The organism is Apibacter sp. B2912 (assembly GCF_009827835.1).
Lineage (GTDB): Bacteria > Bacteroidota > Bacteroidia > Flavobacteriales > Weeksellaceae > Apibacter.
In genome coordinates this window covers 391,992-407,085 of record NZ_WINV01000002.1, presented here as the reverse complement: position 1 = coordinate 407,085, position 15,094 = coordinate 391,992, and the positions used below count along the sequence as shown (strand labels likewise).

7 protein-coding genes are annotated in these 15,094 nt (G+C 28.4%); 5 read left to right on the top strand and 2 right to left on the bottom strand.

The window, feature by feature from the left end; translation table 11 throughout:
• Nucleotides 1–199: 199 nt before the first annotated feature.
• From GFV01_RS05065 to GFV01_RS05045, 5 genes are all read left to right on the top strand, one after another.
• Complete coding sequence (locus GFV01_RS05065) at nucleotides 200–6,109, top strand: alpha-2-macroglobulin (protein ID WP_160565327.1); 5,910 nt, start codon at nucleotides 200–202, stop codon at nucleotides 6,107–6,109.
• 95 nt (nucleotides 6,110–6,204) lie between these two features.
• Nucleotides 6,205–6,867, top strand: a complete 663-nt coding sequence (locus tag GFV01_RS05060) for a YiiX/YebB-like N1pC/P60 family cysteine hydrolase (RefSeq protein WP_160565325.1) — start codon at nucleotides 6,205–6,207, stop codon at nucleotides 6,865–6,867.
• Between the two features lie 690 nt (nucleotides 6,868–7,557).
• Entirely contained in the window at nucleotides 7,558–8,925 is a 1,368-nt protein-coding gene (locus GFV01_RS05055) for a T9SS type A sorting domain-containing protein (protein WP_160565323.1), read from the top strand.
• A 244-nt stretch (nucleotides 8,926–9,169) separates the two neighbouring features.
• Nucleotides 9,170–10,564: a DHA2 family efflux MFS transporter permease subunit gene (locus GFV01_RS05050; RefSeq protein ID WP_160565321.1), complete on the top strand. Its 1,395-nt coding sequence runs from the start codon at nucleotides 9,170–9,172 to the stop codon at nucleotides 10,562–10,564.
• Between the two features lie 298 nt (nucleotides 10,565–10,862).
• A complete protein-coding gene (locus GFV01_RS05045; protein ID WP_160565319.1) occupies nucleotides 10,863–12,374 on the top strand; it encodes a YARHG domain-containing protein in 1,512 nt (503 codons plus the stop codon).
• An 88-nt stretch (nucleotides 12,375–12,462) separates the two neighbouring features.
• Here GFV01_RS05045 and GFV01_RS05040 read toward each other — a convergent pair whose 3' ends face one another.
• Both GFV01_RS05040 and rpoN read right to left on the bottom strand, forming a co-directional pair.
• Nucleotides 12,463–13,257, bottom strand: coding sequence for a thymidylate synthase (locus GFV01_RS05040; protein WP_160565317.1), 795 nt, complete (start codon nucleotides 13,255–13,257; stop codon nucleotides 12,463–12,465).
• 16 nt (nucleotides 13,258–13,273) lie between these two features.
• Nucleotides 13,274–14,743: an RNA polymerase factor sigma-54 gene (gene rpoN / locus GFV01_RS05035; protein WP_160565315.1), complete on the bottom strand. Its 1,470-nt coding sequence runs from the start codon at nucleotides 14,741–14,743 to the stop codon at nucleotides 13,274–13,276.
• Nucleotides 14,744–15,094: the final 351 nt, after the last annotated feature.

Below are 15,094 nucleotides of genomic sequence, written 5' to 3'. Positions count from 1 at the left end.
ACGAATAATTGTTCCTTAGCTTTTTTTATTGTATTATATAATATTATATCATATTATCAATTAAATTTATTATTACTTTATCCATGTATAAGATTTATTTTTTAAAAAATTATATAGAATCTTTATGGAATTTAGTAATTTAAGCATCTTTATTGTAATAAATTAAGATTAGATATTTTATAATTTGAAATAAAATCATATGAAATCGATTTTTTTATTTTTAAGTTTTTGGATAATTCAAATAGGTATGGCACAAGTTATAAATTATGATAAAGAATGGAAGGAAATTGATATAGAAATGAAGAATGGAGAGTTTAAATCTTTACTTCCTAAAGTTTATCAACTATACATTCAGGCAAAAAAAGAAAATAATTCTTCGGAAATTATTAATTCCTTGATATATCAATATCAAATCTTATCTCAAACTCAAGAGGATAAAGATAATGATCCGTACAAACTTGTAATCCAAAATTTTGAAAAGGAAATGAATTCTTTTAAAGGGATTACTTTATCCTTAACAAAATCGATGTTAGCAAAAATTTATGAAGATTATTCAATTAGAACTCGTTGGGAAAGAAGAAATATTACAGAAACTGAATTTCATTCCAATGATATTAGCGATTGGTCCACTCAACAACTCATGCAAAAGAGTTTTTCCTTGTATAAAGAATCCATTAAAAAAGATCAATTACTTAAGAAAGAAAAAACATTACTTTGGAAAAACATTTTAAATTCAGATGAAGATATAGAATTATACCCTACTTTATACGATATTTTAGTGTTTCGATATATCCATGCGTTAGAAAAAAACGATTTACCAAGCGAGTTTATTTTAACGCAGAATACAACAGATACCAAGGGGTCTTTGGATAAAAAGAATAAAGAAGAAGAAATTAACGATCTTTATAGAGATTTATACGAATTTCACAAAAATGATTTGGATAAATCAGCTTTTCTAAACGGTAAATTAAAACAAATTGAGAATACTATTTATTCTTCTGAAACTTTGGAGAAGAAAGCAGCTTTAGTAGAGAATTTAGCAAATTCTTATCCGACTCAAAAATTTTCCGCCTATTTATATTACAAAGCTGCGAGTATGAATATGAATACAAACAAAGAAAAAGCATATTCAATTTGTAAAAATGTTACCTATTCTGAAAATAATCCGTGGTCTATAAATTGTAAAAATCTTATCGAAGAAATTCAAAAAATATCCCTCAATGCCTCATTGGATGAAGTTCAATTACCAAATGAAAACATCCCGTTGATAATTGAAGCAACCAATATCAATAAAGTTTATTATCGAATTTTTCAGCTAAGTACGGATAATAATACGATATTAAATTCGACTAATTCAGAATTTATATCCAATGGAATTTATTCCTTGGTAAATAAAAAACAGATCAGAAATGGTGTGTTGGAATGGAAATCGTTTTCAGATTTTAAGACTCATTCTACGTTAATTAAATTGGAAGGTCTTTCAGAAGGAAATTATATGTTGGAATTGTCAACTAATTCATCATTTATACCCAATCAAGAATTAAATTCAGAGTTCAATGGAACCTTATACTTTATGGTCCATGATTGGAGTATTGTTAAATTAGGAAGATACGTAAATCCATTATTTCAATTATTAAATCGTAAAACGGGAAAGGTCTATCCAAGTAAATCTATAACTGTATACAAAAAACAAAATAAAAATATAGATTCGAAAAATTTACTTGAGCCCTATACCATTACAACCGACTCACACGGACTTTTTGATTTATCTAAACTCAGCTCAAAATTTGGAGATACTTATATGTATATTCATTCTTCACATTCCTATATGAAACTTCCTTCAAGCATATACAATGATGAAAATGATGTAATTAAAAATGATATTCAAAAGATGAGTGCTTTTTTTACGGACAGATCAATCTATAGACCCGGACAAAAAGTTTTTTTTAAAGTAATACTTTATACTAAAGATAAGGATAAAACCTTAGTAGTAAAACAGCAAAAAGTGACTCTATTATTAAATAATGCGAATGGACAGGAAATTTCAACATTAAATTTAACTACAAATGATTACGGAAGTATATTTGGAGAGTTTATTCTGCCTCAAGAAGGTTTGACAGGAAATTATTATATATCTTCCAATTTTAGTAATGATACTCATTATTTTTCAGTAGAAGAATACAAAAGACCTAAATTTGAAATCACATTTGATGATTTTTCAGGAAATTATAAACTAGATGAACAGGTGGTAAGTAAAGGTAAAGCATTATCATATAACGGATCGCCTGTTTCTGATGCAAAAGTTATTTACAGGGTTGAAAGAAAAGGTTTAGTACCTTTATATAGGATGTATTATCCCATGCCTTATACGGATCAATCCGAAATAATAGCACATGGAGAAGTAAATACAGATAGAGATGGAACTTTTACAATATCCTATCTCGCTAAGGCTAAAGATGTTAAAAAGGATAATGAATATAGATATTATACCTATATTTTAACCGTAGATGTTACAGATAATACCGGAGAAACCCAAACTAAAAAAACTAAAATTTCATTGGGAGATATCCCTCTGCAACTAACCTTACATATACCGGATGTATCCACTCAAAAAGATTTTACTAAACTAATCATACAATCAACTAATTTAAATGAGGTAAAAGTATATGCTCAAGGGATGGTTAACCTATTTAAATTAGAAGGTCCATCCAGAATACTTCTTCCAAATAAATTGTCATTCGTTCCGGAATATCAATTATACGATAAAGAAACATTTGAACGTTATTTTCCACATTTACCTTATGCTAAAGATGAACAGGATCCGTCGGCGTGGAAAAAAGAAAAAATAAATACCTATAAATTTGATACTCAAATATCTGATACTCTTAATCTTTCTTCTCGTGTATCTAAAGGATTTTATTTAGTGGAAGCTGAAACTGTATTGGGTACTGATACCGTTAAAACTCAAAGAATTATTGAAATAAAAGATGATAAAACATTAAAATCATCAGAATATGAATATTTTAGCGTCAATGCCTCTCATTCATCATATCAGGTAGGAGAAAAAATTGAACTCAACTTTTTTTCTGATTTAAAAAATTCAACAGCCATTTTACATTTAGAAAGTAATGGGAAATGGATAGTGCACAAAGAAATACCTTTAATTAAAGGTAGAGGAACCTATTCATTTATTGCAACTAAGGATTTTATTAGCAATGGACTATTTGTTTTAACTTATTTGGTTAATGAAAATGGATATCAAGTAAAAAGCTTTCAAATTGAGGTTGTTGAAAAACCTAAAGACTTAAAAATTAAAACTGATGTATTTAGAAATAAGCTAATTCCAGGACAAAAAGAAACTTGGACTTTGACTATTAGCGGGAATGATAAAGATAAAATTGCTGCAGAATTACTGGCTACAATGTACGACGAGTCTTTAGACCAATTTGTTCCAACTACTTACACATTCACTCCTTGGAAATATTATACGTATGGGGTATTATATCAATCGGCTTCTACCATAGGTTATAATCTCATTTCAAACAGATTATCAGAAAAGTTACCTAATTTAATTTATAAAAATCCAAAAAAAGTTGATTTGAAGGATATATCCATAGGTACTTTATACGATGGGGAAGTGGTAGCTACTTCTGCAATTGCCATTCCTAAAAACGCAGATTATATGCAATCCGATTCAAATTTGGAAAATGGACTTATAGGAAGAAATAATAAGCAAAAGATAATAAATCAAGATGCAGATGTAGATAAGAATCTTTCTCAATTGAAGTATCGTACGAATTTAGAAGAAACCGCATTCTTTTATCCTAATCTTTATACTGACGAGAAAGGTAATGTTACATTTTCATTTACCACACCTGAGGCTTTAACTCAATGGAAACTTCTTATTTTAGCTCACACCAAAGATTTACATACGGGAACAGCCGAATTTCATACACAAACTCAAAAAGATCTCATGGTAGTGCCTAATCTTCCCAGATTTTTAAGAGAAGGGGACGAACTAACGATACGTACAAAAATTAATAACTTAACCGGAAAAAATATAACCGGAAATGCCCGACTTTTTCTTTTTGATGCATTTACTCAAAAATCGGTAGATGATACATTTAATAATTTATCCCCTGTTATACCTTTCAAAGCAGAACTTTCTAAAAATACCGAAGTAAGTTGGAAAATTAAAGTTCCAAAAAATATTCAAGCCGTCAGTTTACGCATAGTTGCAAATGCAGGTAATTTTTCGGATGGAGAAGAAAGTGTACTTCCCATACTTTCCGATAGGGTATTAATCACCGAATCTGTACCTATCAACATAAAAGAAAATGAAACAAAAGAATATCATTTAGATAAGCTTAGTACTCATTCTTCAAAGTCGTTATCTCCATTAAGTTTAAATCTGGAGGTTGCTACTAACCCTGTATGGCTGGCTGTATTTACCATTCCTTATTTAAAGGAATATCCCTATGAAAATTCGGAGCAAGTGTTTAGTCGTTTATATGGGAATATATTGGCCTCTTTTATAGTAAATACCGTTCCGAATATTAAAAATGTATTAAATGATTGGAATTCTAAAGGGATCAACATATCCAATTTAGAAAAGAATCAAGAATTGAAAAATATACTATTAGAAGAAACCCCTTGGATACGTACCGGTGAAAATGAAACCGAAGAGAAAAAGAGAATCTCTTTGCTGTTTGATTTAAACCAAATGGCTCAAGAAAATACGAAAGTTCTAGAGAAACTCAAAAACTTGCAGAACCCTGATGGCGGTTTTGCTTGGTTTGAAGGAGGAAATTCCAATGCATATATAACTGATATTATTATTGCCGGAATTGGTCAACTTAGAAAAATGTTGGGCATTCAGTATTCAACATATATATCGAATGATCTGGAACAGGTGATTAAAAAATCTATTGCATATTCCGATCAAAACGCTTTGGATTATATCCATAAAATTCAAATGGAAAAAACAGGAGAGGAGGGCGATTTATTACAATATTATTATGTAAGAAGTTTTTGGAAAGATCGTTATCCATTACCGTTAGAAACAGAAAACTACAGTAAAGAGATTAACAGAAATTTTTCAAAGTATTTTAAAAAGTTAGATACACAAAATAAAGCGATGTTGGCCGTCACTTTATATAGATTTGGATATACAACATCAGCGCAAACTGTGCTTCATAACCTGAAAGAAACATCGGTGAAATCAGAAACTACAGGTATGTATTGGAAAGATAATCTAGCCGGTTGGTCCAGATACCAAACACCGATCGAATCTCAAACTAAAATTATAGAAGCCTTTGCAGAGGTAACTCCCTGGGATATTAATTCTGTAGAAGAAATGAAAATTTGGCTGCTAGATAATAAACAGACTAATTCTTGGGGCTCTACGAAAGCTACAACCAATGCTTTGTATGCTTTATTGAATTTTGGAAAAGATTGGTCTGAAGGAGAAAAAAATGTGAGCATTTTTAGTGGAAACAAGCAAATTTATCCATCAGTCGATGCTTCCTTGACTCAAACTACAGGATATTTTAAAAAAACATGGAATTCTGAGCAAATGAAATCGGAAATAGGAGATATAAAAATTGAGAAAACATCTCCCGGTATAGCTTGGGGAGGATTATATTATCAATATATCGAAGATTTAGATAAAATAAATGATGCAGGAAATGCTATTAAAATTCAGAAAAAATTATTTAAAAAAACGGTATCCGATCAAGGTTTTATATTACAGGAAATTATGAGTAAAAATTATATATCCATCGGTGATGTAATTACTGTAAGACTGATACTAAAAGCAGATCGTGATATGGATTTTATTCATATTAAAGATTTGAGAGCATCAGGGTTTGAACCAGTTAATATTGTTTCTTCGTATAAATATCAAAACGGATTAAGTTATTATGAAAGTACCCACGATTCATCTACTAATTTTTTCTTTGAACATATAAGAAAAGGAACGTATGTGTTTGAATATGAGGTAAGAGCTACTAATAAAGGAGAATTTTCAAACGGGTTTACTTCAGTGCAATCCGTGTATGCGCCTGAAATGTCCGCTCATAGTGGTGTAGATTATATAACAATCAACTGATTTAAAATATTGAAATTTTAATTTAAATTTAAAAAAATATAAAAAACAAATAAACTATTGTGTGTTTTTTATATTTGTGACGAAAAATAGAATCTATGAAAAAGTATTTTAGCCTAATCGTTATATATCAATTTTGTTTTGTTTTTTCTCAAAGTTATAGTTCATTTACATTTGATTTAAAAGATGGAGATTTACTGTTTCAAGAATCCTATGCTAAAAATATGGATAGCGCGATTAAACAGGTTACTTCAGGCATAGATAATTATAATTTTACCCATGTTGGAATGGTATATAAAGATTCTATAACAAATTCATTTTATGTAATTGAAGCAACTCATCCCAAAGTAAAAATTACACCGCTGGAAGAATTTTTAATTCCAAAAAAATATGAAAATAAACCACCCATTTCTGTTGTTGGGAGATTGAAAGCACCCTATCAAAAGTTAATTCCACAAGCGATAAAAGAAGCTCAAAAATTAATAGGTAAAGAATACGATGATGCTTTTGATTTAACTAATGATCAATACTATTGTTCAGAGCTTATATATAAAATTTTGTATATATCCAATGGTAATAAAGAAGTATTTCCTTTAAATGTAATGACATTTAAATCCTCCGAGACAGGAAAATTTATTCCGTATTGGGAGAGTCATTTTAAAAAATTAGGAATTCCTATTCCGGAAGGAGAATTAGGAATTAATCCGGGAGCTATGTCTAAATCTGATGTCATCGATATCGTTTATTATTATAAACCCTAGATATCAATATGAGGTTTTACATACATCATTTATATGTTCTCATTTGTAAATCATTAATTTAACTAATAAATTAAATTTTTCTTAAAATTATTTCAATCTCCTTTCTTCAGCTAAATTATTTATCATACATTCAGTTTTAATAATCTTCATTTACCTTTGAGTAGTTTATTTAATTAGTATCAAAAATTTATAGATTTTTTGATTGTTTAATATATTATTAAAAAAATTATTTATATACTATTCAATATTCTCAATGTTCACCCAACTAAAATAGAATAAAATTTAAAAATCTAATCTAGTTTTTAAAATTTAGTAATATTATAATAAGATATATAATTTTTTCCATATTAAAAAATTCTTCACTTTCATTTCATGTATTTATATCAATTTTTTTAATAAATATCTATATTTATTAATTAGTTAAACTATTTTACTTGTTTTATATAATATAACTATCACAAAATTTACATAAATACTATATAAAAATATATTTTATTATTGTTTGTTTTTAGTGTTATAACAAATTATTTATAATATTTAAAATTAAATTTAAATAAAATAAATATAAATTAATAATTATTGTATATTTGTATAAATTATATAGTAATTATTGTATATAAATATAATTTATTTATATATTTTAATGCTTTAATTATTTAAGACATTTAATTTTACTAAAATAATTAATTTATGAAACGCTTTTTACACTTTATTATTTGTTTTCTAATTTTTCAAAACAATAGTATAGCACAAACTTTTAATTATAACTTTTCTAGCAATCAAATACCGGAAAAAGAGTATCAAGCCTTGGTTGATATCTATAACCAGCTTAATGGAGCGAACTGGAAAGGATATAATTCTAGTTGGATAAAATGGAACGTAACAGAGAATAACTTACATGAGGTAAAATGGGATGGAGTTAAAGTAGAAAAAGGTCATATAACTGAATTAAGTTTAAATAATTTTTACAATGTAAAAGGTAAACTACCGGAAAGTATAAAAAACTTGGAATATTTAAAAACTTTAGATTTATCAATTAATTCCATAGAACAAGAAAATGATTATCAAGGCACAGACTGGAGTATATTATCCGGATTAAAAAATTTAAATACTTTAGTTCTAAATGGATGTAATATACAGGGGCCGTTACCAGAAAGTTGGGGGGATTTACAAAATCTTGAAAATTTATCAATAGCCTTCGCAAATGTGACCCAAATAAATTCCACCATAGGAGATATGTCAAGTTTAACAACATTTATAATAGCTGGAAATCAAATACAAGAATTACCCACATCAATTTCTAAATGTAAATTTGGATTCTTAGATCTTTCCTTCAATTACTTAAAAAAAGTACCTAAAGAATTGGAAGAAGTAAAAACCTTATATACTTTGAGACTTAGTGAAAATCAAATTTCAGAGATAGAAGGTTTCTTGCCTTATAGCATTGGAAACTATGATTTAAGATATCAAAAAATAACCTTACCCTTGTTAGAATATAAAGGAGAAGATATAAAAATAAGCTTACCCCAAATATTTTCATATAACAGAGATAAAAATGATTTTAGCTATGCAGCAGAAATATATCCCGTCATTAGAGATTCTATCATAGAGTCTAGTTTTTTGGAATTTAATCAAGGGGTACTTACCATATCTAAGGAGTTATTGGCTACCATTAAAGAAGGAGATGACATATATTTTTTTCAATCTACCTATTATCAAAACGGTACCAGCATGGGAGGAAATATTCTACGATTTGATGAAGTAAAAGTAGATAATTCTTTGTCCATTGATGAAATTGAAATAGCTGATACTAAAACGTTAAAATTAGTACCGGTTCCTAATAAAGGAATTTTTACCTTGTTGATGAAAGGTAAAGAAGGAAATTTCAATTTGTCAATTTATGATTTAAGCGGACGTAAAATTTATGGTGAAGAAAAAATAAAAGTAACTGATAACTTTAAGAAACTAATTAATATAAGTCCAATTCAGAGTGGAGTATATTATCTGATTTTACATAACAGTAAAGAAGCATATAAACTTAAATTTACAGTAGAATAATTGATTTAATCTCACTAAAAAGCCCTTTTTTTAAAAGGGCTTTTTTTATATATTATAAATTATAAAAAAATTAAACAGAGATAAAATTATGTGATATATAAAAATGTAAACTTATTGTAATGTTTAACATATTTTTTATAAATATATTTCCAGTACAAATTTTGTATAATTAAAACTATAACTTTACCAAATATAATGTATATATTGAGAGGTTTGTAAAATTATCTTGTGATTTATATAAAAAATGACAGAAAGAAAAGTTTCAAAATATTTACCTTGGATAGCTGCAATGGCTATATTTATGCAATTTCTGGATTCAACCATATTAAATACAGCCCTTCCTTCCATAGCAAAAGACTTACATAAATCTCCTCTCGAAATGCAATCGGTATTGATAGCTTATGTATTAACGTTAGCATTACTAATTCCTTTAAGCGGTTGGCTTTCAGATAAATTCGGATCTAAAAATATATTTATTATTGCTATTGCTGTTTTTACCATAGGATCTTTCTTATGTGTAGTTTCTGTATCTCTGAAAATGTTGGTTTGCATGAGAATTGTGCAAGCCATTGGAGGATCTATGATGGTTCCCGTTTCAAGATTAACGTTGATCTATTCCTATCCTAAACATCAACTTTTGAAAGTTATAAATTTTATTACTATTCCCGGATTAATAGGACCGGTTATTGGTCCAACTTTAGGAGGCTGGTTAGTTGAAATTGCTAGTTGGCATTGGATATTTTTAATTAATATCCCTATAGGTATCATAGGAATTTTAGTTGCCTGGAAAGCCTTTCCAAACTATAAAAAAAATACAGGCAAATTTGATTTTTTCGGATTTATTTTATTCAGTTTAGGGTTAGTATTGCTTTCGTTAAGTTTAGAATTTGCCGGAGAAGGAATGACCGATATAATTAATGTTTTGATTTTATTACTCATCAGTATTAGCTTATTAAGTGTATATGTGATGTATTCAAAAAAAATAGTTCGGCCTATTATCGATTTAAACTTATTCAAAATAAGGACGTTAAAAATTGGAATCATTGGAAATTTGATCACTCGATTAGGTATTGGAGGCGTTCCGTTGATGCTTCCACTTATGTTACAAGTCGGATTCGGTAAATCACCCACAGTATCAGGAATGATGCTTATATTTTCTGCTATTTCAACCATTTTTGCTAAATCTTGGGTAATCCCGTTGGTAAAGAAATTTGGTTATAGAAATTTATTAATTTCGAATACGATAATTTTAGGTTTGTCGATTTCATTATTTTCATTTCCGGATAAAAATACTTCATTGTTTTGGTTGATTCCTATTTTAGTTTTATATGGCTTTTTTAATTCTATTCAAATGACCTCAATGAATAGCATTTCTCTGGCTGATTTAACACCCGCTAATGCAAGTGGAGGTAATACGATACTTTCAGTTACACAACAGTTATCCGTGAGTTTTGGAATATCCTTAAGTTCTCTAATTTTAAGGGGATTCAATCAATCGGAAATATTTACCGAAGTAAGTTCAAGCTTTAAAGCAACCCTATTCATTTTGGGTATTATAACCATACTTTCATCCTTCACATTTAAATATTTAAATCCCGAAGATGGAGCAGAGATGTCAGGAATAAAAAAATTTAAGTAACTGAACAGTAAAAATAAAAAAATACTTATTCATTCTATTTTTAATATCATTATTTAATATTGTAATAAATTAATTAAATTTTATATTATTATTAATATAGGTTAAATAAATATAATTCATGATAGGATTAATATTTAAATTTTTTTGATATTTATGGATGCAAATGTCTTATATACCCAACTTTTAGCTTAATTTGTTTTTTTAAAAAACCATGTTTATATAAAAATAGACATAAATATATAAGGTAAATTTGAGGTTATACATATTTGTGTATTTTTGCATTAATAAACATTTTTATATGAAAAAAGTATTTTTAGTTGTAATGGTATGTATACCTATTTTTTTTATGGCACAAAAAAAAACAATTTATTCGCAAAGTGGAATGAGAGTTGATCCCTCTTTAGTTGATGAGAAAGTGGGAGATAGTGTTACTAAAATAAATACCGTTTTTCATTTCAAGAATGATACAAAAAATTACTTCATTAAAATTTTAAATCTAGACGGTAAAACATATGCACAGGGAATAAGTGAGTTTATTAAACTTGATTTTAACAGCAGAAAAGGGGGCGATTTACACCGTAAAGTACAAAAATTAACCAATATTAAGATAGAAGACGGTAATTTTATTTCAGATCAGGTCAAAGCATCTTTTATATTTTTAAAAGAAAAGGATAAATCTCACAACGAAAGTAATTCGAAAATCAAATTAATGGTTTGTACCAAAGATAAAATCGGAAACAGGAATTGTCGTATTAATGATGATGAAGTTATCTTAACCCCCCAAGAATTTCCCGGAAAATATCCACAAACTGCATTTACTCGTTTAGGTATCGAAGATTTGAAAGATAAAAAACCGAAAGAGTTGGAATTGATGAAAAATGAAATTTTTGCTAGATATGGATATCGTTTTTCAAATCCGGATGATGTAAAATATTTTTACAAACAAGATTGGTATGAACCGATTGTTGATAATAAAAATATTGAATTAAATGATTTGGAATCCGATAATGTAGCTATGATTGATTTATTCAAAAAATTGATTACTTATAAAGATATTAATAAGAAAGCGTACAGTCATATTATTCCCTTAGAAACTACCAGTAACACTTTATATGATCAAAAGGCTCTAAAAAGTATTCAATATATTGTTAAAGATAGTCTTTACGGTAAAAAATGTAAATTAACAGAATTCAATAAACAGGGTATTGCTTTGTTTCAGCACGATTGTGTGGATAAGAAAGATGTGTATGTAAATTATTTTTATAACGATTTTCTTATACAGCACATAGATGATTTAAATGATACCTTTTATTATTATAATGAAAATGGTTTACCTTATAAATCTGTGAAACTCGACTATGCTAATCAAACTACCGAAGAAGCCTATTTTGATTATGATGCAAATGAAAATATAACTAAAAAAAATATTTATCAAAATAATGATTTTAACAGCTCCGTTTTATATGAATACGATGAGGAAGGAAATCTAAAAAAAGAATATTATAAAGATGATGATGGATCGGAACACATGGTTACAGAATATATTTATGATGACGAAAATTTAATGACGGGATATATTAAGGATAAAGACCTTCATTGTGATTATACCTTTAACAAATTTAATGATGTAATTGTGGAAACCAAATGTTATAAAATAGTTGATGATATAGAAAACATCAAACAACGAACGGATGTTAAGGTATTAGTGACTAACAGGGGCAAAGACAATCGATTGCTTTCGGTAATATTTAATGAAAAAGACAGCAGAAATTCATCATTAAATATGATTGAAGTTAAATATAACAACTAGCCGTTTACTGCTATTTAATTATAAGGTATAATTATACTATTAATTATATCTTATAATTGGCTTTATAAAAATAAAAAGTATCTGATTATTAAACAGCTACTTCTGCTTTAATATGAGGATGAGGATCATAGCCATCAATGGAAAAATCTTCGTATTGAAAGCTAAAAATATCCTTCCTATCAGGATTGAGTTTCAATGTTGGAAGCGGTCGAGGATCACGCGTTAATTGAAGATTTACCTGATCAATATGGTTATTATAAATGTGAACGTCCCCGAAGGTATGTATAAATTCTCCCACTTTTAAATTACATACTTGAGCCACCATATGTAACAGCAAACAATAAGAGGCAATATTAAAAGGCACACCAAGAAAAACATCTGCACTTCTTTGATACAACTGTAAAGATAACTTTCCGTCAGCCACATAAAATTGAAAAAGTGCATGACAAGGTGCAAGGGCCATTTGAGGAATATCTGCTACATTCCAAGCGGAGACAATAATTCTACGAGAATCAGGATTATTTTTAATTTGATCGATGATTTCCGAGATCTGGTCGATATGTTTTCCATTCGGAGCCCCCCAGCTTCTCCATTGATGCCCGTAAACTGGACCTAAATCTCCATTTTCATCTGCCCACTCATTCCATATACGAACTTTATGATCGTTTAAATATTTAATATTGGTATCTCCTTTTAAAAACCAAAGTAATTCGTAAATGATGGATCGTAAATGGAGCTTTTTAGTCGTAACAAGAGGAAATCCTTTTTGTAAATCAAATCGCATTTGATATCCGAAAGTACTGATTGTACCCGTTCCGGTTCGATCTTGTTTACGAGTTCCTTTATCTAATATATGTTGTAAAAGTTCTAAATAGACCTGCATGAACAATGAATTTAAATTATATTTTTTTTCTTAATCTTGCTACAGGAATATTGAGTTGATCTCTATATTTTGCAATAGTTCTTCTTGCTATATTATATCCTTTATCATTAAGTATTTTCATCAAGTTATCATCGGTTAGAGGTTTTTTAGTGTCTTCATTTTCAATGACTTCTTGTAAGATGGTTTTAATTTCCCGTGTGGAAACTTCATCGCCTTCTGAATTGGTAAGACTTTCAGAAAATAAATCTTTTATAAGCAAAGTTCCATACGGAGTATTCACATATTTACTGTTGGCAACCCTTGAGATAGTGGATATATCTAAACCGGTGATTTCGGCAATATCTTTCAAAATCATTGGTTTAATTTGTTCTTCATCTCCCGTCAAAAAATATTCCTTCTGATAATCCATAATTGATTTCATGGTAACATACAAGGTTTGTTGACGTTGTTTAACTGCATCGATAAACCATTTAGCAGAATCTAACTTTTGTTTAACAAACATTACCGCATCTTTTTGCTCTCTCGATTTATGTTCGGTATTTTTATATGTATCCAACATTTCAGAATATTCTCTGGAAATTTTTAATTCAGGAGCATTCCTACCATTGAGCGTTAATTCCAAATCTCCGTTTACAATTCTGATTGTAAAATCAGGAATAATTTGTTCCGTATTTTTTGAATTATTAGTAAAAGCCTTTCCCGGTTTAGGGTTCAAGCGTTCAATTTCATTCACCGCGCATTTAAGCTTTTCTTCAGAAATGGAAAATTTTTGCTGTATTTTGCTGTAATGCTTTTTTGTAAAAGCATCAAACATTTCATTAATAATCTTGTAAGCCAGTTCCGTGGATTCTGAAGGATTTTTTGCTCTTAGTTGCAATAACAGACATTCTCTGAGGTCTCTGGCTCCAATACCGGTAGGATCTAATCTTTGAATATAATTAGTTAACAGTTTTTCAATAGTAGGAACATCAGTATAAATTCCTTGGGTAAAAGCCAGATCATCCACAATGGATGATAAATCTCTTCGTAAATAGCCATCATCGTCTAGATTTCCGACAATAAAATCGGCTATTTCTTCTTCATTTTCCGTTAATCTAAATGTGTGTAATTGAGAACATATATGTTCTTGAAATGATTCATATTGAGCATAGGGTAACTCTTTATCATCATCGTCATCGCTGTGATTATTGGATTGAACCCGATAGCTGGGTACTTCATCATCACTTAGATAATCATCGATATTTATATCCGGAGCTTCAATAATCTCATTGTCTGCGGAATCATCATATTCTTTTTCGGAATCAAAGGAATCAGCAGAATCATAATAATCTTCATTAGAATTATCTTCCAAGGCAGGATTTTCTTCGATTTCTTGTTTTACTACTTCCTCAAATGCAAGGGTGGGAAGCTGAACTAGTTTCATTAGCTGAATTTGCTGAGGAGATAGTTTTAAAAGTTGTTTTAGTCTTAAATCCTGTTTTAACATAAAATAGTTTCTTTATAAAAGTAGATTAAGTAAGGTTTATAAATTCAAATTTACATTATTAATATGTAAGATACAAATAAAGGCATAATTTTTGTAATGAATTTTTTTTTGCTAAAGTCTTAAATTTTTTAATTTATATTAAATTAAAACTTCACAATATTTTTTTTGGTTGTTTTATTTTTTTTAAAGCAATTTTTACTAGTTATTATATAGTAAACATATAATAAAAATATCGTTATCTAAGAGATGATTTAATTAAATTTTTTAGAAATTGCTTTTCATTTAATGGATTTTAGACTAGTAATGAATATATTTTATTCATCAATTCTTTAAGTAAATAGTAAAAGAGTT